This window comes from Bradyrhizobium sp. 147, from assembly GCF_023073935.1.
Taxonomy (GTDB): domain Bacteria; phylum Pseudomonadota; class Alphaproteobacteria; order Rhizobiales; family Xanthobacteraceae; genus Bradyrhizobium.
The window spans coordinates 16,258-37,484 of record NZ_JADPKL010000020.1 but is presented as its reverse complement, the minus strand read 5'-3'; the positions used below and the strand labels follow the sequence as shown (position 1 = coordinate 37,484).

The following is a 21,227-nucleotide window of genomic DNA, read 5'->3' as shown; positions in this document are numbered from 1 at the left end:
ACCCAGCAGCCGTTTTAGGGCTCATTGGCAAATTTCAACATTCCGGCCGGTTTCAAGGTGTGGGCATCGAAGGTGCGGAGCTCGGTGACGCCGCCGATGTCCAGTGTGACCACGAGGCGATCGCCCGCCACGCCGGTCGAGACGATCCTGGCGCCTTTCGGCAGGGTAGCGATGACGTCGCCGGCCACCTCGACCGCCCTTCCCTCCGACTTGAAAAGACGGTAGCCCACCGCGATCAGGACGGCGCAGATCGCCAGCGCCGTGGTCAACCCCGCGATCAGCATCATCCGCCGCACCCGCGCGAACAGCGCGGCCTGCTCGGGGGTCGGTTCGGGAACAGCGGTTTCGGTCGTCATGGAAAGCTCGGGCTCTGCGCAAAGGTTGGAGGTTGTCGTCGCCGGCGACGAGGGCTCGGCCCGGCTCGACCGCGTGCTGGCGGCGCACCTTACCGAACTGTCGCGATCGAGGCTGAAAGCCCTGATCCTGGCGGGCGCAGTACACCTGAAGGCCTCCGCGGTCCGCGACCCCGCTTATCACGTCAGTCCCGGCGATACGATCACAATCGACGTGCCGGAGGCGGCGCCGGCGGAGCCGAAAGGCGAGGATATCGCCCTCGATATCGTGTTCGAGGACGACGACATCATCGTCATCAACAAGCCGAAGGGCCTGGTCGTGCACCCCGCGGCCGGGCACGAGACCGGCACGCTGGTGAACGCACTGATCGCCCATTGCGGCGCCTCCCTATCCGGCATCGGCGGGGTGCGCAGGCCCGGCATCGTGCACCGGCTCGACAAGGACACGACAGGGCTGATGGTGGTCGCCAAGAACGACCTCGCCCATGCCTCGCTGTCCGCGCAATTCGCCGACCACGGCCGCACCGGCGAGATGCGGCGCGGCTACATGGCCTTCGCCTGGGGCGTGCCGAACCGGCATCGCGGCACGGTGGACGCGCCGATCGACCGCCATCCGCATGCACGCGAAAAGATGGCGGTGCGCCAGGGCGGCCGCGAGGCAGTGACGCATTGGGAAATCCTGGAGAGCTTTGCCGGCCGCGATGGCAAACCCGTCGCTGCCCTGCTCGCCTGCGAGCTCGAGACCGGACGCACCCACCAGATCCGCGTCCACCTCGCCCATATCGGCCATCCCCTGCTGGGCGACGCGGTCTATGGTCCGCATTTCAAGACCAAGGCGAACCAGCTCGGGCCTGAGTCGCAGGCGGCCTTGACGGCGCTGGGGCGACAGGCCTTACACGCTTACCTGCTCGTATTTGAGCACCCAAGAACCGGAGAATTACTGCACTGGGAGGCACCGCTGCCGGAGGATTTGCTTCTCCTTCAAAGCTGCCTCAAAGCGGCGCTATGACGCAGGCCCCTTCAGAAAGCCTTTACATTACAAAAAGTTATAGCTGCCACACGGGGACGTGACGTCAGCAATCCTTCCCTTTTCGAGCCCCGATAGGCTATATTGCGCCTGCGTTGAAATTGACCCAACGCGGAACATCGCAGCTACGGCCGGCTTTAACACAGCGGTCGTCTGCCTGGCCCGCCGCTATCGGGGGCCTGAACCTTTTGGAGGGCGCACTATGGCCCGTACCGCTGCTTTGCCGGTCCTCAATGGAGAATCCGGCCTTTCTCGCTACCTCGCCGAGATCCGCAAGTTTCCGATGCTGGAACCCCAGCAGGAATACATGCTCGCCAAGCGTTGGCGCGAGCATGACGATCGCGACGCGGCGCACCAACTCGTCACCAGCCATCTCCGCCTCGTGGCCAAGATTGCCATGGGCTATCGCGGCTACGGCCTGCCGATCTCCGAGGTCGTCTCGGAAGGCAATGTCGGCCTGATGCAGGCGGTGAAGCGATTCGAACCCGAGAAGGGGTTCCGTCTCGCCACCTACGCGATGTGGTGGATCAAGGCGTCGATTCAAGAGTACATCCTGCGTTCCTGGTCACTCGTGAAGATGGGCACCACCGCGAACCAGAAGAAGCTGTTCTTCAACCTGCGCAAGGCGAAGAGCAAGATCAACGCGCTGGACGAAGGCGATCTCCGCCCCGACCAGGTCGCGACCATTGCCAAGCGGCTGGGCGTGACGGATCAGGACGTGATCGACATGAACCGCCGTCTCGGCGGCGACGCCTCGCTCAACGCGCCGATCCGCGACGACGGCGAAGCCGGCGAATGGCAGGACTGGCTGGTCGACAATACGCCCAACCAGGAAGCCATGATGGCGGAGCACGAGGAGTATGATCACCGCCGTGACGCGCTGAACGGCGCCATGGGCGTGCTCAACCCGCGCGAACGCCGCATCTTCGAGGCCCGCCGCCTCGCCGATGAGCCGATGACGCTGGAAGACCTTGCCGCCGAGTTCGGCGTGTCGCGCGAGCGCGTCCGCCAGATCGAGGTCCGCGCCTTCGAGAAGGTGCAGTCCGCGGTCAAGGGCACGATCGCAAGACAGGAACAGGCTGCGCTGGAAGCCGCGCATTAAGCGGGCTTTGTCGGCGCCAGGAATTGGCGGGTCGAAGAGAGACAAAAGCCGGCGGCAACGCCGGCTTTTTTGTTTGGGGCGGTGCCTTGTTGAGCGGTGCGAAGTGCAGCATCACGCGCGCTGTCATGCGCCGCGCGTGCTGGCGGCAGACGGGCCGGCGGAAGTGCCGCAGCGAGCGGGATTGATGCACGATCGGGCGCTCACTCCCCCCAAACCCTCGCCAGCGTCGCGAGCCAGCAGCCTTCGCAATAGCGGGCGTCCTTGTAGTCGATCCAATTGTGCGCGTAGACGCGATCGGCCGGGATGCCGTAGCGCGTGCGCAGCACCCTAACCAGGATCTTCCAGGCTGCGACCTGTGCCTCGGTCGGCCCGGCCGCAACGTCAGGATAATTGCCGGCGAACTCGACGCCGATCGAATTGTCGCGCACGATCTGGCGATAGGTCGACCTGTTATCGATGTATTTGTTGTCGTTGCGGTTGGCGCCGTCGCCATGGGTCGGCACCAAATTCTCCGCCACCGCCCAATAGACCGTGCCGTCGGTCTCGACCCACACCGTGACCCCGCGCCGGGTCGGGTTCTTCGCCTGCGCCAGCGCGCCGCCCCGCGCCGAACCGGCGGGCCCCTCGGTCTGGTGCACGATGATGTTGCGCCAACGGTTTGCGCTGTCGACGTCGCGCCATGGCGCAAGCCACACGATCTTCAGGCCGGGAATCTCGGGCGTGCCGGAGGCGCGCGCGAGTTTTTCCAGCTCGGCATTCTCAGCGGCGGCGGGGACGGTCAGGTACAGGGCGGCAAGAACGACCGCGAGCAGGCGGGACATCGTGATGCGGGTCCAATGCGACCCCTGATGTAGCACGCCCTTACGCGAAGTGGTGCGCGGCCTCACCGGGACCGATCGGCTCGGGCGAGAGCGGCGGGGCCGGATCGTAGACGGCAAGATCGTTCTTGCCGTTCTTCTTGGCAGCGTAGAGGGCGTGGTCGGCATGCGCGATCAGGCGGTCCGGGAATTGACCGACGCCGCGGTCCCACTGTGCAACCCCAATCGAGATCGCGATCGGAATGTCGCGGCCGGTGCAGGCCGCGGCGTCCTGACGGCAGACCTCGAGCACGCGGCGAGCGATCGCGGCAGCCTCGCGCAGCGACGACGACGGCAGCACGATGCAGAACTCGTCGCCGCCGGTACGAGCCAGCATGTCGCCGGGCCTTAGGCGCGTCTGCGCCATCAGCGTGAAGTGCTTCAGGCAGGCGTCGCCCGCGGCATGGCCATGCGTGTCGTTGATGGTCTTGAAGCCGTCGAGATCGATCACCAGCAGCGAGAACGGCGCGCCGCCGCGCTCCGAGCGGGCGCATTCCTCGGTCAGGCGCTGCAGCAGATGCCGCCTGTTGGCGACGCCGGTGAGATCGTCGAGCAGCGCGAGGTCGGCAACCTCGTTGCGCAAGCTGTCCATTGCCAGCAGCAGGAAACCGAAATTCAGCGTCATCGACAGGAACAGCAGCCCCAGCACCATGACGGCATGGGTCTGGCCGCCGGCCCGCGCCGAGAGATCGTGGCCGAGCAGATTGCCCACCATACGGGCGAACAGGATCGCGATGATGCCGAGGATGACGATGCCGGACAGCCGCGCGCCGGGGCTGACACGCCCCTCCGGCGACAGCAGGAGGCGCAGCGCCAGCACCAGCGGCAAGGCCTGGCCGAGCGTGTAGCTGAGCATGCGCAGCTGCATGTGCTCGAAGCTGACTGTAAAGACCATGACGCCGGTGAGGCTCAAGCCTCCCGTTGCGGTCATGAGACGCCACGAGACCGGCCGGTCATAGAAGCGCTGAATGCCCATGGCGGCGAGGCAGCTCGCGGCAATGACGCCGGCTGCGCCGAGCAGAAGCGGCAGGGGCGAGGCGACGAACAGACGGATCAGGGCCGTCATCGCGCCGGCGGCGCCGACGAAGGACGAGGCCATCCAGAATCGCGCGGCTGCGAATTTCGGATAGGAGCGCGTCACGTAGGCCCAGATCACACCGAGCGCCAGGAAGTTGACGACGAAGACCGTCCACAATGTCGGTACGTTCAGCATGGCGCGTGCGGCACGCGCAGCGTCGCGCCCCCCGTCCCTGGCAGCCGTCCGTCCATCACCCATCCCCGTTTTCTTCCGGCGACAATGCGCGAGTTGCGCTTAATGGAGTCTCACTGCGACTCTTGAAAACGCGCCTTTGGTTTTGGATTCATGAACGGCGCCTGGCTGTTGTCGGATCGTTAAGCCTGTCGCAAGCGACGGTGCGCCGACGCGGCGATGCGGATTCGCGCAGCAAAATCACCTGAAAATGCATCTGAGCTGTGGATAACACGATGACACAGATGTGACGGCACGGGGCAGAGGAGCGCGAATCTGCTGAGTTTGTCGTCGAGGATGTTGCGAGGCTGGCCCTCCGCCGAGCATCCCTCGTGTCGCGTTCCCACCATTAAACCCTAAGAGGATACTATGGCTAAGAAAGCGAAGAAGGCGGCGAAGAAGAAGGCGAAGAAGGCCAAGAAGGCGAAGAAGAAGTAACGCAGCTTCTTTTTCTTTGCCCGGGTGGAGCCTCGCTCCGCCCGGGCGTCGGGCAAGATCGAGAGTTTGAAGGTGGCGGGCGCAAGGCCCGCTTTTTTATTGGGAGAAAGAAAGACTACCGCTCCGCGAACGCCAGCTTGGCGCCGAGTGCGGCAAAGCCGGCGGCGAAGCTGCGGCGCAGCCAGGCCATGACGCGGGGCCGGGAGATGACGCGCTCGCGCACCGAGGCGGCGCAGAGGCCATAGACGACGAACACCGCAAAGGTCATCGCCATGAAGGCGCCGCTCAATTCCAGCATCCGCGCCAGCACATGGGCCTCGTCGAGCGCGATGAACTGCGGCAGGAAGGCGAGGAAGAAGATCGACAGTTTGGGATTGAGGATGTTGATCAGGAAGCCGGTGACGATGACGCGGCCGCTCGACCGCTCCTTGATTTTGCCCTCGACCGCGAGCGCACCTCGCTCGCGCAGCGCCTGCCAGGACATGTAGAGCAGATAGGCGACGCCACACCATTTCAGCGCGGCGAAGGCAAGCGCGCTGGTGTGGAGCACCGCGGCAAGGCCGAGCATCGCCGCCATCATGTGCGGCACAATCCCCAGCGTGCAGCCGAAGGCCGCGGCGATGCTGGCGCGCGAGCCGCGGGTGAGCGCCGCCGCCAGCGTGTAGAGCACGCCGGTGCCGGGCGAGGCGACCACCATGAGCGAGGTGAGCAGGAACGACCAGGTCATGATTGGACCTTATCACCGCGCCTTACGTCGGAAAAGCGATGGTCGGCGACCGCCCTCAGGACAGCTGCGCGATCTCGGCCTCGCGCAACACGTCGAGCGGCGCCCACGGCTTGGCCCAGAACTTGGCACCGTCAGGCAGCGGCTGCATCAGGGGCCGCCCGGAGGTGACGACGACGTCGAGCTTCGGATTATGGCCCTTGGCGAGGTGAGCGAGTTCGACCCCGTTCATGCGGCCAGCGAGCTGAACGTCCGTCAGCATCAGGCAGAGTGCGCGCGCATTCTTCTCCAGCACGCGTTCGGCCGCCTCCGCACTCTCGCACTGGATCACGTCGTACCCACTTTCCTCGAGGAGAACGCAAAGCATCTCCCGCTGCATGTGGTCGTCTTCGACAATCAGCGCTGTTGCACGAAATGGCTGTGCCTGTCCCATGGAGCGGCTCCCAATGCTTGCTTCGTATCGTATGTTAAAAGCCCAAATCGGCCGTGGTTCAGTTCCATTCTGAAAAAATGTAAATCATAGTTCCCGCTTTCCGGACTGACGGGGAGATCCATGTCTGCGATTCGCGGCGCCGCCGCCATGACCCGAGAACGCGGCGAAGACCACGCCGAAGGATGCCGCCCTGCGCATGAGCCGAGGCATCGAGAGGAACGAGCCCCGCATCCTGATCGGCAACGACGCCCGCTTCATGGATCTGCTCCAGCGCTTCCGCCCGGGCGCGGCGCGACAGCAGCGCGACGCCCCCCGTCACTTGCGAGCGTTAGCCGTGCGCCCCCTCACTGCCCCATCAGCCGATCCGCGAAATACCCGATCGTCTTGCGATAGACCACCGCCCTGTTCCACTCGCGCATTGCCTCGAAATTCGGCGTGCCTTCACCGTAGGGCTGGCCCATCTTGAAGCCGCTGGTGTGGAGCAGGTTCGCAGTCGAGGCGAGCACGTCGGGGACGCTGTGGCGGAGGTCGACGTGGCCGTCGCCGTCGAAATCGACGCCGTATTTGATGTAGGACGACGGCAGGAACTGGGTCTGGCCGATCTCGCCGGCATAGGCGCCGATGAGATCGCGCAGCGGCAGGTCGCCGCGCTGCACGATCTTGAGCGCGGCGAGCAGTTCGCCCTGGAACAGATCGGTACGGCGGCAGTCATGCGCCAGGGTCGCCAGCGTGCGGATCACCGGCAGCTTGCCGGTATCGCCCTTGCCGAAATCGCTCTCCAGCCCCCAGATCGCGACCAGGATGTAGCGGGGCACGCCGAACTTCTGCTCGATCCGCGAGAGCAGCGCGGCATGGCGCTGGAGCAGCGCCCGCCCGCCATTGATGCGGCCGGGGCCGACGCGGGTCGAGACGTACTGTTCGAAGCTCTTATTGAAGGTGTGGCGCTGGCGCCGATCGAAGGCAAGCACGGCGCCATCCTGGGTCACACCGCTGAGCGCCGCATTGGTCACGCTCGCCGAGACGCCGGAGGCTTGCGCCTCCGCGGCCATGCTGGCGACGAAAGCGTTGAAGTCGCCGCCGCAGCGCGCGGCCTGCGCCGACCCACCGGCCAGACAGACGATGGAGGCGGTGGCCAAAGCGTGTCTCAACATACCGGAGAATCCTCTAATCCTCTGAAGAATGAGCGCGGAAAGCAGCGCGCGATCATGCCCGGGAACCGAATTCGCGTCAAAGCAGCAAAGCCTCGCCGTGAAGGCGCGCGAGCTTGATCCGCCTCGACATCGTATCCAAGCGACGCGAGATGGACGATTCCGACACTCTCCTCTCGTCTTCCGGGCGGCGTTTAACGAGACGCGCGCAGCGGCCCGGTGACCGCATGATTTATCGCGATAGTGGACCTCGATTCGGCGCTCGCGATCACACATTGCAGGCAGGCGGGAAGACATACAGCCTGGCGCGCCTCGCTGCGAGCCAGTCGCGCTGCATTGCGACGGCCCGAACAATGAACAAAGTGATTTGGTGATCCAAACGATTGTTGCGACGCGCATCAAGTCGGCATGCCGCGGCCAACGCATATCTGATCCGCCCGCTGCGACCTCAACGCCGCCACGATTTGCCTTGCCATCGCATGGCGCCTTCGATAGTCTTCTATTTTAGGTTGTCACCCCGCCAGCCCCGGGCGACACCGAAGACCAAAGATAACTGAAGACTAAAGATCAACGGCGGGCTTCGCGGCCCGCCGTTGATTGGGAGTTCACATCACGCCTGGCACTCCGAGGCAACGACATCTGATCCGGCAGCCGCGGCGGGCACCCTCGCCTTCAATGCATCGCCAACGTCGATAACCGCCGAAGTCATTTGACTGCGGCGCCCTGATCGACGACAAGCCGCCATGGCCAAGAAACCCGGAACCAATCCCAAAGGCGAGTTCGCCTTCTTCAACGTCGTCTATGAGGACGATACCCAGCGCTCCAACCGCCGCGTGCCCACCGAGCTGCTCGGCGGCCTCGACGGCGACGAGCCCGCGCGCGGCTTCATCATGGAGCAGGACCGCGAGATCGCCGAAAAGAGCGGTCGGCCACCGCTCGAGATCAAGCGGATTGAGCGGGTCGGGGTGAAGAAGAAATAGGCAAACATCGCCAGCGCCCCATCTTGCAGACAAGCAGCTGACAGAAGCAGATGACGCTTCTTGGCTGAACGCTGCTGGCAGACAGGCACGAACAAAAACGGCGGGCTTGCGCCCGCCGTTTCGTTCGGATAGATGCCCGGGTCAGGCTGGGGCATGACGATCAGAATTAATTATCCAAGAAGCTCCGCAGCTTCCTCGACCGCGACGGATGCTTCAGCTTGCGCAGCGCCTTCGCCTCGATCTGACGAATGCGTTCGCGCGTCACGCTGAACTGCTGGCCGACTTCTTCCAGCGTGTGGTCGGTGTTCATGCCGATGCCGAAGCGCATGCGCAGGACGCGCTCTTCGCGCGGCGTCAGAGATGCCAGCACGCGCGTGGTGGTCTCGCGCAGGTTGGACTGGATCGCGGCATCGATGGGGAGGATCGCATTCTTGTCCTCGATGAAATCGCCGAGGTGCGAATCCTCTTCGTCACCGACCGGCGTCTCCAACGACAGCGGCTCCTTGGCGATCTTGAGGACCTTGCGGACCTTTTCGAGCGGCATGCCGAGCTTCTCGGCGAGTTCTTCCGGCGTCGGCTCGCGTCCGATCTCGTTGAGCATCTGGCGCGAGGTGCGCACGATCTTGTTGATCGTCTCGATCATGTGCACGGGGATGCGGATGGTGCGCGCCTGGTCGGCGATCGAGCGGGTGATCGCCTGCCGGATCCACCACGTGGCGTAGGTCGAGAACTTGTAGCCGCGGCGATACTCGAACTTGTCGACCGCCTTCATCAGGCCGATGTTGCCTTCCTGGATCAGGTCGAGGAATTGCAGGCCGCGGTTGGTGTACTTCTTGGCGATCGAGATCACCAGACGGAGATTGGCTTCCACCATCTCCTTCTTGGCCTGGCGTGCCTCGCGCTCGCCCTTCTGCACGGAGTGCACGATCTTGCGGAACTCGACGATCTCGAGGCCGGTGAGGGCGGCGAGCTGATGCACTTCGTGACGAAGGTCCTTGATGCGGTCCTTCTCGTGATGAACGAAATTCTTCCAGCCCTTGGCCGAGAGTTTCGAGACGCGGTTGAGCCAACGCGGATCGAGCTCCGAGCCGGTGTAGTTGCGTAAAAAGTCCTCGCGCGCGACGCCGTGGCTGTCGGCAAGACGCATCAGGCGGCCCTCGTAGGAGACGAGGCGCTTGTTGATGTCGTAGAGCTGCTCGACCAGCGAGTCGATACGGGCCTGGTTGAGGCGGAGCGACTTCACCTCGACGATGATCTCGTCCTTCAGCTTCTTGTACTTGCGCTCCTGGTGCGGCGAGAGCGACTCGTTCTGGAGCTGGTTCTGGATGTCCTGCTCCTGAAGCTTGCGCAGCTTCTTATAGCTGTCGGCGATCTTGTCGAAGATCTCGACCACCTTCGGCTTGAGCTCGGCCTCGATTGCCGCGAGCGACATCTGGTTCTCGAACTCGTCGTCGTCCATGTCGGACTCGGCGGCGGACTCGGCTGGATCCTTGTCCTCGCCGGCCTCAGTGGCACCGGGCGCAGGCGCGGCGCGGAACGGGGTGGGCGACGGCGGCGCGGCGGGCGGCGCGACATGCGCGGGGGCAGCGGCGGACGCGGTGGCTTCGCCACCCTCGGCCGACGCTTCGCCGTTCGGGCCGGCGATCATCGCGGTGTTCATGCCGCCCTTGGCGTCGGGGCCGGCATAGGTCGCTTCGAGATCGATGATGTCGCGGAGGAAGATCTTGCCTTCGTTGAGCTCGTCCCGCCAGATGATGATGGCCTGGAATGTCAGCGGGCTTTCGCACAGACCCGCGATCATCGCCTCGCGGCCGGCCTCGATGCGCTTTGCGATGGCGATTTCGCCTTCGCGGGACAGCAGCTCGACCGTGCCCATCTCGCGCAGATACATGCGCACCGGATCGTCGGTGCGCTCGCCCGGCTCGCTCTTCTTGACCTCGGTGACGGCCTTCTGGGTGACCTCGACGAGCTCGTTGTCGGTCTCGTCCTCGCCCTCGTCCTTGTCTTCCTCGCCTTCGGTGTCGTCGGCTTCGGTGACGTTGATGCCCATGTCCGAGAGCATCGACATGATGTCCTCGATCTGTTCGGGCGAGGTCTGGTCGGACGGCAGGACCTCGTTGAGCTGATCAAAGGTGACGAAGCCGCGCTTCTTGGCCTGCTTGATCATCTTCTTCACGGCGGCGTCGGACAGGTCGAGCAAGGGCGAGGGCGCGTCCTGGGAGTCCTTCTCCGGCGCATCCGCTGCCTTGTCGTCCTTTTCCTTGTCCTTCGCCTGCAGCGTCTTTGCCTTGGTGGCCATCCATTGCTCCTCAACGCGCTTCAATGCAGACGGCGCGCCCCGCCTGCCTGAATTCACATGAACCTGTTGCTCGACGCTCTCGCTTCGGCAGCTCTCGACACGGAAAGGGCGGCGCACAAACTTCTCGCCACCCCCAACTTTCTCTCGCCGGATTTGCCTAACGCTTCGTGAGCCTCTTTGTCGCAGCGGATGCAGGTGTAGTGCCAACAGCGGTTGCGCGGATTCATTCCTGACGCATCTGTTCTGCCTGCGGCCGCCTTCGGGCCAAAGTGCTACAAGACCGTTAAGCCTCGATTAACCCTGTTTCTGCCGCCAAACCAAGGATTTGGCGAGTCTTTTAGCGGTTCCGACCCCGGCCGTCCGCATGATTCTTTCATTACATGCTCTTCTGGAGCCGACCCGACAGTTCGCCAAAACCCTCGATCAGAGCCTCGGTACCGTCGACTTCGCCTATCCGAGCCTTGACGTCACGCAGCCACGCCAAATTGGCCTCGCTGGGGTCCTCCCCCAGGGCCAGCTCAGCGTCTTTCAGCTCTCTAAGTAGTGAATGCCATTGCCGATGCAAGGCAACCAGCTGATGCCAAGTGGCAAGAACGTCATCCCGCGCCGCGCCCTCCCGGGCGCCCCACACCGCCACGGTGGTGATGCCGTTCTCAACCCTTTGAAGAACTTGCGAAAACCCGCCCTTCTCAAGGTCGCCCCGCATCTTCTCGGCCTGCTCGCCCGGGTCCGGTGAGTGGTGATGATCGTTGGCGAAGGCGGCGATGATGCCGGCCCTGAGCTTATGGGCCTCGGGATGGGCCAGCTCCAGGGCGGCCACCTCCTCCAAGTGCTCATGGAGCAGCCAGGGGTGGTTGATCAGGCATTGCAGGATCAAGGCCTCCCGGCGGGAGATGGCACTGCGCTGGCCGCGCATGATCGGGCTTGCCGCCAGCTGGGGGCTCGCCGCCTGGTATGGACCGGACGGCAGCGGGACGGGACCGGGCGGGCCGCGGCGGGCGCCGCCAAATCCATGGCCACCGAATCGATTCGCGCCTCCCCCAGCCCTGGGCTGGAATGGCCGACCGCCGCCACCTTGGCGGAAACTGCCCCGGCCGCCAAAGCCGCCGCGCCCGCCTTCGGGGGCAAAGGCGCGCTGGAGCCGATTGGCAAAGTCGTCGCGGTAATAGCGCCGCACCACCTCGTCGCGGATGCCGTTGGAGAGCTCCTTGATGCGCGCCTCCAGAGCGGCGCGGCGCTCGGGCGTGGCAAAATTGCCGCCTTCGAGCTCGCGCGACCAGATCATCTCCGCGAGCGGTCGCGCCGCCGCGATCACGTCCTCGATCGCGCCGCGGCCACCCGAGCGAACGAGATCGTCGGGGTCCTGCCCCTCCGGCAGCAGCGCAAAGCGCAGGCTCTTGCCCGGCGCGAGGAACGGCAAGGCAAGGTCCGCGGCGCGGTAAGCCGCCTTCTGGCCGGCGCGGTCGCCGTCGAAGCAGAGGATCGGCTCGTCCGCCATCTTCCACAGCAGCCCGAGCTGGCTTTCGGTGAGCGCGGTGCCGAGCGGCGCGACGGTGCCTGCGAAGCCCGCGGCGACCATGGCGATGACGTCAACATAGCCTTCGACCACGATCAGGGCGCCGCCGTCATGGGTGGCTTTGCGCGCGGTCTGGTGGTTGTAGAGATTGTCGCCCTTGTGGAAGAGCGGCGTCTCCGGCGAGTTCAGATATTTGGCCGGAACGTCCTTCTCCAGCGCGCGCCCACCGAAGGCGATGACGCGGCCGCGCAAATCCGTGATCGGAAACATCACGCGGTCGCGGAAGCGGTCGTACGGCACCGGAATATCGTCGCCGGCGACGAGCAGTCCGGTCTCGACCATGTCGTCAACGGACACGCCGAGCTTGCCGAGATGCTCCTTCAGCGCGAAGCGGTCGGGCGGCGCATAGCCGAGGCGGAACTGCAGTTGCGTCGCCGGCGAAATGGCGCGGTCGGCCAGATAGCCGCGCGCTTTGGCACCTAAGCGCGAGGCCAGCGTCTCGGCGAAGAATTTTGCCGCAAGATCCATGACGTCATGCAGCGATTTGCGCCGCTGCTCATGCCGGGCCGCATCCGGCGTCACGGCCGGCAGCGGCAGGCCCGCCATGCCCGCGAGCCGCTCGACGGCCTCGGCGAACGGCACGCCGTCCGTCTCCATCACGAAGCTGATGATGTCGCCGTGCTTGCCGGAGGAGAAGTCGTGGTAAAAGCCCTTCTGGTCGTTGACGTAGAAGGACGGCGTCTTCTCCTGCTGGAACGGCGACAACCCCTTCCACTCCCGCCCCGCCTTCTTCAGCTTGACGCGCTTGCCGACGACTTCGGAGACCGAAAGCCGGGCACGAAGCTCGTCGAGGAATTGGGGCGTGAAGCGCATGAGATCCAGTCTTGCCCGAGCGAGATGAGCCGGGCCAAGATCAGGCATATAGGTGCCGCCTGCACAAAAGTCAGGTTTGTCGGGATTATACGCGCTGTTCACAGCCCGCGTCATTCCGGGGCGCGCAGAGCGCGACCCTGGAATCCATCGCGCCACCGGACCGCTGGCGGAAATGGATTTCCGGGCTCGCGCTTCGAACGCCCCGCAAATGACTTGGAGAGAGGCCTTGAACCGCGCCCGGTTCCACGCTTCCATACCCCCATGTTCAGGACCTTTCGAGGCGGCCAGAGCGGGGGCTGGCGCGTGACGTCGATCTCGCCCGTGCGGGCGAGCCCCTGCCCTTCGTGCCGGCACTGTCGGTGACCGACAGTGAGGCCGTCTCGTTGCCGCTGGTGCCCTCGCGCAACGCGTGGCGGCTGGTCGGCGTCGCGAGCAGCTTGCGTTACACCGAGCGGCCTGAGAAGCAGCAGCTCGTCGCCGTGCAGGCCGGCCTCGGCCGGTTAGAGGCGACCAGCGCAGCGCTGATCCCGATCCGCAAGTCGCAGGCCTGGTGGGAGCTGACGCAGGAAGAGCGCCGCAAGATCTTCGAGGACAGATCGCACCACATCGCGAGCAGCCTGCGCTACCTGCCCGCCATCGCGCGCCAGCTCTATCATTGCCGCGACCTCGGCGGGCCTTTCGACTTTCTGACCTGGTTCGAATTCGCACCGGTTGATGCCGCGTTGTTCGAAGAGCTGGTGGCGATGCTGCGGCAGACCGAGGAGTGGACCTATGTCGAGCGCGAGGTTGACATCCGCATGGTGAAGGAGGTGCTGTCGGCCTAATGCTCCAGGAAACGGCCGGACTCGATGCGCGGAAGATCGGTGACGGGCCAGTTGTAGACATAGGTCCAGGCCTTGCTGCTGGTGCCGTCCGGCAGCGACACGTCGATCAGCTGCCGCAGATATTCGGTCGGCTCCGGAAAGCCTTCGCCGCAGGCCTCGTACATGTCGAGCTCGCGCAGCAGCTCGTCGCCCGCGCGTAAGTGAAACAGCTCGCCATGGACGATGTCGGACGGGGCGTCCGACAGCAATAGCCCCGGATAATGCTTCACCAGGACCAGCCGACCGCGGCAGGTCGCATCGCCAAGGAAATCCGCATGTGCCGCGAGCAGCCGCGCCATCGGATGATCGAAGCCGCGCATCAGGGTGCCGTAGACGAAGAGACGATCGCAGGTCATCCGGTGTGTATAGCTGGCAATGGCGCGGAACGACAACGTCGCATATTCGCTGTCGTCCTGGCGAAAGCCAGTAGGACGATGTGCAGGCAATGACGCTCTCAGCGGCATCCTCGGTCAAGCATGGTGATTTGAAGCGAACCAATCTATACCGATTTTCTTCGAACTTCAGGGCGACAGCTTTTCCATAGGCAATCAGGATGGCTTTAGATACGGCCGACGCGACCGATCAACTCCTCGGCGAGGGCGACATTGCGCCAGTGCATGAGGTGAATGCGGCAGGCCAATCACCCTTCCTGCTCACCGCGGATCACTACGGGCGGGTGCTGCCGCGCACGCTCGGCAATCTTGGCGTCGCGGAAAACGAGCTTGTCAGGCACATCGCTTGGGACATCGGCATCGCCGGCGTCGCCGAGCGGCTCGCAAAAATGCTCGACGTGCATCTGATCGCGCAGCGCTATTCGCGGCTCGTGATCGACTGCAACCGCCCGCCCGCGGCTGTGAGCTCGATTCCCGTGATCTCCGAAGCCACCGCGATTCCGCGCAACGAGGGCATTTCGGAATGGGAGCGCGAGGCGCGGCGGCGCGAGATCTTCGCGCCCTATCATCATCGCATCGACGCCGCGATCAACCGCCGCCTGCGCGACAAGCGGCCGACAGTACTGGTGTCGCTGCACAGCTTTACGCCGGTCTATGCCGGCGTCGCGCGGCCCTGGCACGTCGGCGCCCTCTATAACCGCGACACCGTGCTGCCGCAGCTCCTCTTGAAACATCTCCGCGCTGAAAGCGATCTCGTCGTCGGCGACAACGAGCCCTATGCGGTGAACGACCTCACCGACTACACCATCCCCGTGCACGGCGAGGCGCGCGGCCTCGTCAACACCGGCATCGAGATCCGCCAGGATCTGATCGCCGACCAGTCCGGCCAGCAGCAATGGGCGGAACGGCTGGCGCGGATCCTTGCCGAGATCGAGGTTGAGCTGAAGACTCAGATGTTGGTGTGAGCCTCACTTCGCCCTGGTCAGCGCCAGCCAGATGCCGCCGCCGATCATGAAGCCGCCGGAAATGCGCGACATCATCCGCGTGCGGCGGGCCGAGAAGAATTTTCGGGCGCGGCCGGCGGCGATGGCGTAGAGCGCGTCGGTCATGACCGCCGTGACCATGAAGGTGGCACCAAGCAGCGCGACTTGCGGAAAGTGCGGCTGGTTCATGTCCATGAACTGCGGAATGAAGGCGCCGAAGAACACCAGCACTTTCGGGTTCGACAGCAGCACCAGGAATCCTTGCAGGAAGAAGCCGCCGCGCGGCGGCGGAGGCGGCGCGTCGACGTCGACGCCGTCGACCGGCGTCCAGATCAACTTGATGCCGAGCCACACCAAATAGGCGGCGCCGGCAAAGCGCACCCAGTCGAACCAGTACCCCATGGTCGCCATCAGCGAGGTCAGACCGACCGCGACGATGCCGATCACGATGGCAAGACCCGCTTGCGCGCCGGCAACGTTGGTGAGCGCCGCGCGGGTGCCGTGCCGCAGGCCGTTGGCAATGACGAGGGTGACGATCGGCCCCGGCAGCAACGCCAGCGCGATGCAGGCGGCGACGAAGGCGAGATAGGCTTGCATGGACATCATGGGGAGGACTCGCTGCGGTTTGTACGCATTAATGCATGGCGGAGGCGGGAACGGAAGCTCGCAGATCTCGTGTTCCCGCTTGCGGGAAGCTCTTCGCCTCGTCCCGCACGCGGAGAGACTGCACGCGACCAACATGATTTCTCGAGCCCGCTTGACATGCAACCATTTGGTTGCCTATCATCATAACCATGGATGAGGTCTTCAAAGCGCTCGCCGATGCGTCACGACGGTCGCTGCTGGACAGGCTTCACGCCCGGAACGGCCAGACGCTGAACGAGCTCTGCGAAGGCCTTGCCATGACGCGTCAGGCGGTGACCAAGCACCTTGGCATTCTGGAGGAGGCCAATCTCGTCACCACCATCAGGCATGGCCGCGAGAAGCTGCACTATCTCAACCCCGTGCCGATCCATCAGATCGGCGAACGCTGGATCAGGAAATTCGAGCGCGGCAAGCTCGCCGCACTCAGCGAATTGAAACGTCAGCTGGAGAAACGCGATGAGTAAGCCGGAATTCGTCTACGTCACCTACATCGAGACCACGCCGGAAAAAGCTTGGGAGGCGCTAACCAACAGCGCGTTTACGCGGCAATACTGGTTCGGCGCCGAGGTCAGATCCGACTGGAAGGTAGGCTCTTCCTTCGCCCTCACGCTCGACGGCGAGATCACCGATTCCGGCGAAATCCTCGAAGCCGATCCGCCGCGGCGATTGTCCTACAGTTTCAAGCACCAGAAATACGAGGAGCTGCGCGGCGAGCCGATATCGCGCGTCGTCTTCACCATCGAACCGTTCGGCTCGCTGGTGCGTTTGACCGTGCTGCATGACGGGTTTGTCGAGGGCGGCAAGTATCTCGGCGCCGTCTCCAATGGCTGGCCGGCGATCCTGTCCGGGCTCAAGAGCCTGCTGGAGAGAGGCAAAGTACTCGCCATCCCGCGCACGGCGCTCAACAAGGGATTCGACGCAAAATGAAGCTCGAGCAGTTCACGCCGCTGACCGTCTACACCATCTACATCGCCTCCACGCCCGAGAAGGTGTGGGAGGCGCTGACCTCGGCGGAGTTCAGCCGACAGTATTTCTTCGGCAATGCCGTCGAGGTCGAGCCACGGCTCGGCGGCACCTTCATCGTGCGCACGCCCGACGGCGCCGTGCACATCAGCGGCGAGGTTCTCGCCTACGATCCGCCGCGCAAGCTCGCGGTCACGTTCAACGTGAACTGGCCCGATCTGATCGAGAAGCTCGGCCCGACCCTCGTCACCTACGAGATCGCACAGGCCGGCGATGCGGTCCGGCTCACCATGAGCGAAGGCCACGACCGCCCGCTCAGCGACGACATACTCGCAGGCGGGCGCTCCGGCTGGCCGGCGATCCTGTCCAGCCTCAAGAGCCTGCTCGAGACCGGCAAGCCGCTGGTCGTCAAGCCGGGCCCGCCACAGCGGATGCTCGATGCGCTGAAGGCGATGGGCATCAAGACGCCGTAGGTGCGACGGTTTCCGTGTTCGTCCCAGACAAGCGCGCCTCAGCGGGCGCCGATCCGGGCGCCATAGCGAAGAGTGAAGTTTTGGCGAAGACTCGTGGTTACGGCTTCGCGCCCACAACATCTCGTACGGTTATGGGCCCCGGGGGCTTGAGGCGTCTTTGCCATTGTCAGAGGCTAACCTTTCGCCCGCAGCTCGCGCCGCAGCACCTTGCCGGTGGCGGTCATCGGCAGCGTCTCCGCGAAGGCGACGAAGCGGGGATATTCGTGGGCGGCAAGCTGCACCTTGACGAACTCCTGGATCTCGCGCGCGAGTGCGTCGCTGCGGGTGAAGCCGGGGCGCAACACGATCCAAGCCTTGATCGATTCGGTTCGGATCGGATCGGGAATGCCGACCACCGCGGCCATCGCCACCGACGGATGCTTCATCAGCGTATGCTCGATCTCGGACGGGCCGACGCGATAGCCGGCGGTGGTGATGACGTCGTCCTCGCGGCTGACATACCAGAAATAGCCGTCCTCATCCTGCACGCCGAGGTCGCCGGTGAGCAGGAATTCGCCGGCATATTTCTTCGCCGTCGCCTCCGGATTGCGCCAATATTCGAGCATGGTGACGGGACATGGCTGGCGCACACCGATGATGCCGCGCTGACCGCGCGCCAATTCCTCGCCCTTGTCGTTGACGATGCGGACGTCGAAGCCTGGCGTTGCCTTGCCCATCGCGCCGGGGCGGATCGGAAACAGGTTGGAATTGCTGCCGATCACCAGGTTGCACTCGGTCTGGCCGAACACTTCGTGCGCATCGATGCCGAAGGTCTCGCGCACCCAGCCGAGCAATTCGCCACCCAGAGATTCACCGCCGGTAAAAATGCTGCGCAGCTTGACGCCGGGGTGCTTCACGCCGGCCTGTCGCATCAGCTTCAGTGCCGTCGGCGGCAGGAAGACATTGCGCACGCCGAGATCGGCCATCATCTGCATCGCTGCCTGCGGCTCGAATTTGCGCGCGCGATGACCGACCAGGGGAATGCCGTGATACCAGAACGCCAAGAGGCCGTTGACGAGGCCGCCGATCCAGGCCCAGTCCGCCGGCGTCCACATAAGATCGCCGGCGCGCGGCAGGAAGTTGTGGCACATCTCCACATTCGGCAGATGGCCGAGCACGACGCGGTGCGCATGCAGGGCGCCTTTGGGATTGCCGGTCGTGCCAGAGGTATAGATGATCAGTGCGGGATCATCGGCGGAGGTGTCGACCCGCATGAAGTCGGGTGAGGCCGCTTTCACCGAATCCCAGAACGATTTCGCGCCTGCCGGAACGCGCTCGCCGACGACATAGACGTTCGTCAGCTCCGGCAGGCGATCGCGGATCCTCGCCAGCTTCTCCCAGCCTCCTTCGTCAGTCACGATGGCCTTGGCCTCGGAATTCGACAGGCGGAATTCCAGCGCGTCCTCGCCGAACAGCGCGAATAGCGGAATCGAGATCAGGCCCGTGCGGAACGCAGCCATGTGTACGATCGGCAGCTCCAATGACTGCGACAGGAACACCGCGACGCGGTCACCGCGCGACAGCCCATCCGCCTTCAGCACGTTGGCGAAGCGGCGCGACATCTCGGCGATCTCGTCAAAGGACGTGCGCGTGGTCAGGCCGTTCTCGTCGACATAGATCAGCGCGAGCCGGCCGCTGCCGTCGGCGTGGCGATCGCAGCACGCCTCCGCGATGTTGAATCGCGCCGGAATGTCCCAGCGGAAATTGCGATAGAGCTCGTCGTAAGTTGCGGCTTCGGTCAGCATGGCAGCACGTTTCCAGGGGAGTTGTCGCCCAGTCTAGAGCCGTGGATGCTCGGGACAAGCCCCACGCGGTCATTGCGGGCCGACACCAGCTTCGAACCCGGAATCCATCATGCGGCATTTCCCGTGGCGCGATAGATTCCGGGCTCGCCCTTCCGCCCTCGCTCATCAAGCTTCGGCGGACAAGCCGGGGCGCCCCGGCATGACGGTGAGACTTACCGCACCGTCGCAAAAAACGTCCGGACATCGCGCACGAACAGCTCGGGCTGCTCGAAGGCGGCGAAATGGCCGCCCTTCTCCATCTCGCTCCAATGCGTGATGTTGAGGAAGTTGGGCTCCATCCAGCGTCGCACCGGCGTGATGATCTCCTTGGGAAACACCGCGACGCCCGTCGGCAGCTTGACGACAGGCGTGGCGCGGCGCTTGCCGAAACTTTCCCAATAGAGCCGCGCAGAGGACGTCGCAGTCTCCGTCGCCCAGTACAGCATGACGTTGTCAAGCAGCTCGTCCTTGGTGAAGATGTTCTCGGGATGGCCGTTGCAATCGGTCCAGGCCCAGAATTTTTCCAGTATCCAGGCCGCCTGCCCGCTCGGCGAATCCGTCAGGCCATAGCCGAGCGTCTGCGGCCGCGTCGACTGCTGCTTGGAATAGCCGGAATCGAGATCGACATAATGCTTGAGCCCGGCGAGCGCGCGCTTCTCTTCCGCCGTCGGCTGGCCCTCGATGCGTGGCGGCGAGTTGAAGGACAATGTGATGTGGATGCCAGCGCAATGCTCGGCGTCCTGCGCGCCGAGCGAGCTCGTCACCGCCGAGCCCCAGTCGCCGCCCTGCGCGCCGTATCGCGCGTAGCCCAGCCGGTCCATCAGCTTCGCCCAGGTCGCCGCGATGCGGTCGACGCCCCAGCCCGTGGTCTTCGGCTTGGCCGAGAAGCCGAAGCCCGGCAGCGAGGGACAGACGACATGAAACGCATCAGCCGGATTGCCGCCATGCCCGGCAGGATCGACCAGCGGCGCGATCACTTTCTGGAATTCGACGATCGAGCCGGGCCAGCCATGGGTGATGATCAGCGGCAGCGCGGACGGCTGCGTCGAGCGCACATGCAGGAAATGGATGTCGAGTCCGTCGATCTCGGTGGTGAACTGCTCGAAGCGGTTCAGCTTTGCTTCGCGGGCGCGCCAGTCGTAGCCATCAGCCCAATAGCTGCAGATCTCCCGGATCCATTGCAGCGGCGCGCCCTGGCTCCAATCATCGACCAGCTCCGCCTCCGGCCAGCGGGTGCGGGCGAGGCGCGACTTGAGGTCGGCGAGGACGTCGTCGCTGATGGCGATGCGGAACGGTTTGATGGCGCCGGTCATCATGCCTCCCCATTTTCGTTTTGAGAGAATAGACCGAACTGATGCGGCATCAAAGCGAGCCACCCTCGTCCAGAAGGGAGAGGGAAAAGCCTAGCCCGACAATGCGGCCTTCACCAAGCCGCTGGCTTTACCGAAATCCATCTGTCCCGCGTACTTCGCCCGCAACGCTGCGATCACCTTGCCCATGTCTTTCATGCCGGCCGCGCCGGTTTCAGTGATCGCATCCGAGATCGCTTTCTTCACCTCGTCGTCCGACATCTGCTTCGGCAAATACGCCGAGATCACCGCGATCTCCTCGCGCTCCTGGGCGGCGAGCTCGGCGCGGCCGCCCTTGTCGTAAAGCTCAACGGCCTCCTGGCGCTGCTTGATCATCTTCTGCAGCACCGCAAGGATGTCGGCGTCCGACAGCGGCGGCTTGCCGCTGCCACGAGCATCGATGTCGGCATTCTTGATGGTCGAATTGACCATGCGCAGCGTGGACAGCTTGCGCTCGTCCTTGGCCTTCATGGCCTCCTTGACCGCATTGTTGATGTCGTCGCGCAGCATTGGTCGGGTCCTCTCAATCTGTCGCGCCTGATCTAAGCCGTTCGCGGGCAAGAGGCCATACCGGACCGGCCCTCCGGTGCATTGTTTCCTTGCCGGGGCTCGAAATGGCGCAAAGTTGCCAGTTCCGCCTTAAGTGCCCGAAGCCGCCCGTCAAATATGCAAAAACGCATGTGAATCCGGCCTGTCCCGCTTTGACGGCGGCGCCCGCGCAGACTATGAAACGCGCT

Annotated in this window: 20 protein-coding genes and 2 pseudogenes; 9 read left to right on the top strand and 13 right to left on the bottom strand. The window is 64.3% G+C overall.

Annotated features, from left to right (window positions below; translation table 11 throughout):
- Positions 1-14 precede the first annotated feature (14 nt).
- Entirely contained in the window at positions 15-356 is a 342-nt protein-coding gene (locus IVA87_RS04575; RefSeq protein WP_247307406.1) for a hypothetical protein, read from the bottom strand.
- Between IVA87_RS04575 and IVA87_RS04570 the strand changes: the two genes are divergently transcribed.
- Both IVA87_RS04570 and rpoH read left to right on the top strand, forming a co-directional pair.
- Complete coding sequence (locus IVA87_RS04570; RefSeq protein WP_247307410.1) at positions 355-1,362, top strand: RluA family pseudouridine synthase; 1,008 nt, start codon at positions 355-357, stop codon at positions 1,360-1,362. The genes IVA87_RS04575 and IVA87_RS04570 overlap by 2 nt on opposite strands.
- 220 nt (positions 1,363-1,582) lie before the next feature.
- On the top strand, positions 1,583-2,482 hold the full coding sequence (gene rpoH, locus IVA87_RS04565) for an RNA polymerase sigma factor RpoH (protein ID WP_157328162.1): 900 nt from the start codon (positions 1,583-1,585) through the stop codon (positions 2,480-2,482).
- Positions 2,483-2,682: 200 nt separating this feature from the next.
- Here rpoH and IVA87_RS04560 read toward each other — a convergent pair whose 3' ends face one another.
- The 4 genes from IVA87_RS04560 to IVA87_RS04545 form a co-directional block, all read right to left on the bottom strand.
- The gene (locus IVA87_RS04560; protein ID WP_247332844.1) at positions 2,683-3,303 is read right to left on the bottom strand and encodes a peptidoglycan recognition family protein; all 621 of its coding nucleotides are present in this window, start codon (positions 3,301-3,303) and stop codon (positions 2,683-2,685) included.
- Positions 3,304-3,343: 40 nt separating this feature from the next.
- Positions 3,344-4,552, bottom strand: coding sequence for a GGDEF domain-containing protein (locus tag IVA87_RS04555; protein WP_247307595.1), 1,209 nt, complete (start codon positions 4,550-4,552; stop codon positions 3,344-3,346).
- 589 nt (positions 4,553-5,141) lie between these two features.
- The gene (locus tag IVA87_RS04550; protein ID WP_247307415.1) at positions 5,142-5,753 is read right to left on the bottom strand and encodes a LysE family translocator; all 612 of its coding nucleotides are present in this window, start codon (positions 5,751-5,753) and stop codon (positions 5,142-5,144) included.
- 55 nt (positions 5,754-5,808) lie between these two features.
- Positions 5,809-6,183: a response regulator gene (locus tag IVA87_RS04545; RefSeq protein WP_247332842.1), complete on the bottom strand. Its 375-nt coding sequence runs from the start codon at positions 6,181-6,183 to the stop codon at positions 5,809-5,811.
- A 154-nt stretch (positions 6,184-6,337) separates the two neighbouring features.
- Between IVA87_RS04545 and IVA87_RS04540 the strand changes: the two are divergent.
- Positions 6,338-6,469: pseudogene (locus IVA87_RS04540) on the top strand (acetoin dehydrogenase); the annotation flags it as partial.
- A gap of 58 nt (positions 6,470-6,527) precedes the next feature.
- On the opposite strand, the gene IVA87_RS04535 reads toward IVA87_RS04540, so the two are convergent.
- A complete protein-coding gene (locus IVA87_RS04535; RefSeq protein ID WP_247307420.1) occupies positions 6,528-7,334 on the bottom strand; it encodes a lytic murein transglycosylase in 807 nt (268 codons plus the stop codon).
- Positions 7,335-8,074: 740 nt separating this feature from the next.
- Between IVA87_RS04535 and IVA87_RS04530 the strand changes: the two genes are divergently transcribed.
- Positions 8,075-8,311, top strand: a complete 237-nt coding sequence (locus IVA87_RS04530) for a hypothetical protein (protein WP_247277465.1) — start codon at positions 8,075-8,077, stop codon at positions 8,309-8,311.
- A gap of 166 nt (positions 8,312-8,477) precedes the next feature.
- Here the strand turns inward: IVA87_RS04530 and rpoD are convergent, their stop codons facing one another.
- Positions 8,478-10,610, bottom strand: a complete 2,133-nt coding sequence (gene rpoD, locus IVA87_RS04525) for an RNA polymerase sigma factor RpoD (protein ID WP_247307423.1) — start codon at positions 10,608-10,610, stop codon at positions 8,478-8,480.
- A gap of 376 nt (positions 10,611-10,986) precedes the next feature.
- Positions 10,987-12,999, bottom strand: coding sequence for a DNA primase (gene dnaG, locus IVA87_RS04520; RefSeq protein ID WP_247307426.1), 2,013 nt, complete (start codon positions 12,997-12,999; stop codon positions 10,987-10,989).
- 261 nt (positions 13,000-13,260) lie between these two features.
- Here dnaG and IVA87_RS04515 point away from each other — a divergent pair.
- Positions 13,261-13,823 (top strand): annotated as a pseudogene (locus tag IVA87_RS04515) (chlorite dismutase family protein).
- Here IVA87_RS04515 and IVA87_RS04510 read toward each other — a convergent pair.
- Positions 13,820-14,218, bottom strand: a complete 399-nt coding sequence (locus IVA87_RS04510; RefSeq protein ID WP_247307601.1) for a gamma-glutamylcyclotransferase family protein — start codon at positions 14,216-14,218, stop codon at positions 13,820-13,822. The pseudogene IVA87_RS04515 and the gene IVA87_RS04510 sit on opposite strands and share 4 nt — an antisense overlap.
- Before the next feature lie 197 nt (positions 14,219-14,415).
- On the opposite strand from IVA87_RS04510, the gene IVA87_RS04505 reads away from it, so the two are divergent.
- Positions 14,416-15,219, top strand: coding sequence for an N-formylglutamate amidohydrolase (locus IVA87_RS04505; RefSeq protein ID WP_247307432.1), 804 nt, complete (start codon positions 14,416-14,418; stop codon positions 15,217-15,219).
- Between the two features lie 3 nt (positions 15,220-15,222).
- On the opposite strand, the gene IVA87_RS04500 is transcribed toward IVA87_RS04505, so the two are convergent.
- Positions 15,223-15,843, bottom strand: a complete 621-nt coding sequence (locus IVA87_RS04500; RefSeq protein ID WP_247307435.1) for a LysE family translocator — start codon at positions 15,841-15,843, stop codon at positions 15,223-15,225.
- Between the two features lie 188 nt (positions 15,844-16,031).
- Between IVA87_RS04500 and IVA87_RS04495 the strand changes: the two genes are divergently transcribed.
- The 3 genes from IVA87_RS04495 to IVA87_RS04485 are packed head-to-tail and all read left to right on the top strand — an operon-like array spanning position 16,032 to position 17,318.
- Positions 16,032-16,346 (top strand): metalloregulator ArsR/SmtB family transcription factor, encoded by a 315-nt coding sequence (locus IVA87_RS04495; RefSeq protein WP_247307438.1) that lies wholly within the window; start codon positions 16,032-16,034, stop codon positions 16,344-16,346.
- On the top strand, positions 16,339-16,809 hold the full coding sequence (locus IVA87_RS04490) for an SRPBCC family protein (protein ID WP_247277471.1): 471 nt from the start codon (positions 16,339-16,341) through the stop codon (positions 16,807-16,809). Before IVA87_RS04495 ends, IVA87_RS04490 begins: the two co-directional genes overlap by 8 nt.
- Positions 16,806-17,318: an SRPBCC family protein gene (locus tag IVA87_RS04485; protein WP_247307442.1), complete on the top strand. Its 513-nt coding sequence runs from the start codon at positions 16,806-16,808 to the stop codon at positions 17,316-17,318. The genes IVA87_RS04490 and IVA87_RS04485 overlap by 4 nt, the downstream gene beginning before the upstream one ends.
- A 173-nt stretch (positions 17,319-17,491) precedes the next feature.
- Here IVA87_RS04485 and IVA87_RS04480 read toward each other — a convergent pair whose 3' ends face one another.
- The 3 genes from IVA87_RS04480 to IVA87_RS04470 form a co-directional block, all read right to left on the bottom strand.
- The gene (locus IVA87_RS04480) at positions 17,492-19,102 is read right to left on the bottom strand and encodes an acyl-CoA synthetase (RefSeq protein WP_247307445.1); all 1,611 of its coding nucleotides are present in this window, start codon (positions 19,100-19,102) and stop codon (positions 17,492-17,494) included.
- 212 nt (positions 19,103-19,314) lie between these two features.
- Positions 19,315-20,454 carry an epoxide hydrolase family protein gene (locus IVA87_RS04475; RefSeq protein WP_247307448.1) on the bottom strand — a complete coding sequence of 380 codons (1,140 nt, stop codon included), beginning with the start codon at positions 20,452-20,454 and terminating at the stop codon, positions 19,315-19,317.
- A 90-nt stretch (positions 20,455-20,544) separates the two neighbouring features.
- Entirely contained in the window at positions 20,545-21,000 is a 456-nt protein-coding gene (locus IVA87_RS04470; protein ID WP_247307451.1) for a GatB/YqeY domain-containing protein, read from the bottom strand.
- Positions 21,001-21,227 lie beyond the last annotated feature (227 nt).

Excerpts from the sequence above, each read along its gene's own strand:
- IVA87_RS04485 (WP_247307442.1), top strand. The coding sequence starts at position 16,806 with ATGAAGCTCGAGCAGTTCACGCCGCTGACCGTCTACACCATCTACATC.
- IVA87_RS04475 (WP_247307448.1), bottom strand. The coding sequence starts at position 20,454 with ATGACCGGCGCCATCAAACCGTTCCGCATCGCCATCAGCGACGACGTC.
- IVA87_RS04500 (WP_247307435.1), bottom strand. The coding sequence starts at position 15,843 with ATGATGTCCATGCAAGCCTATCTCGCCTTCGTCGCCGCCTGCATCGCG.
- IVA87_RS04575 (WP_247307406.1), bottom strand. The coding sequence starts at position 356 with ATGACGACCGAAACCGCTGTTCCCGAACCGACCCCCGAGCAGGCCGCG.
- IVA87_RS04530 (WP_247277465.1), top strand. The coding sequence starts at position 8,075 with ATGGCCAAGAAACCCGGAACCAATCCCAAAGGCGAGTTCGCCTTCTTC.
- IVA87_RS04570 (WP_247307410.1), top strand. The coding sequence starts at position 355 with ATGGAAAGCTCGGGCTCTGCGCAAAGGTTGGAGGTTGTCGTCGCCGGC.
- rpoH (WP_157328162.1), top strand. The coding sequence starts at position 1,583 with ATGGCCCGTACCGCTGCTTTGCCGGTCCTCAATGGAGAATCCGGCCTT.
- IVA87_RS04495 (WP_247307438.1), top strand. The coding sequence starts at position 16,032 with ATGGATGAGGTCTTCAAAGCGCTCGCCGATGCGTCACGACGGTCGCTG.
- dnaG (WP_247307426.1), bottom strand. The coding sequence starts at position 12,999 with ATGCGCTTCACGCCCCAATTCCTCGACGAGCTTCGTGCCCGGCTTTCG.
- rpoD (WP_247307423.1), bottom strand. The coding sequence starts at position 10,610 with ATGGCCACCAAGGCAAAGACGCTGCAGGCGAAGGACAAGGAAAAGGAC.
- IVA87_RS04560 (WP_247332844.1), bottom strand. The coding sequence starts at position 3,303 with ATGTCCCGCCTGCTCGCGGTCGTTCTTGCCGCCCTGTACCTGACCGTC.
- IVA87_RS04550 (WP_247307415.1), bottom strand. The coding sequence starts at position 5,753 with ATGACCTGGTCGTTCCTGCTCACCTCGCTCATGGTGGTCGCCTCGCCC.
- IVA87_RS04535 (WP_247307420.1), bottom strand. The coding sequence starts at position 7,334 with ATGTTGAGACACGCTTTGGCCACCGCCTCCATCGTCTGTCTGGCCGGT.
- IVA87_RS04470 (WP_247307451.1), bottom strand. The coding sequence starts at position 21,000 with ATGCTGCGCGACGACATCAACAATGCGGTCAAGGAGGCCATGAAGGCC.
- IVA87_RS04510 (WP_247307601.1), bottom strand. The coding sequence starts at position 14,218 with ATGACCTGCGATCGTCTCTTCGTCTACGGCACCCTGATGCGCGGCTTC.
- IVA87_RS04480 (WP_247307445.1), bottom strand. The coding sequence starts at position 19,102 with ATGCTGACCGAAGCCGCAACTTACGACGAGCTCTATCGCAATTTCCGC.
- IVA87_RS04490 (WP_247277471.1), top strand. The coding sequence starts at position 16,339 with ATGAGTAAGCCGGAATTCGTCTACGTCACCTACATCGAGACCACGCCG.
- IVA87_RS04555 (WP_247307595.1), bottom strand. The coding sequence starts at position 4,552 with ATGCTGAACGTACCGACATTGTGGACGGTCTTCGTCGTCAACTTCCTG.
- IVA87_RS04505 (WP_247307432.1), top strand. The coding sequence starts at position 14,416 with ATGGCTTTAGATACGGCCGACGCGACCGATCAACTCCTCGGCGAGGGC.
- IVA87_RS04545 (WP_247332842.1), bottom strand. The coding sequence starts at position 6,183 with ATGGGACAGGCACAGCCATTTCGTGCAACAGCGCTGATTGTCGAAGAC.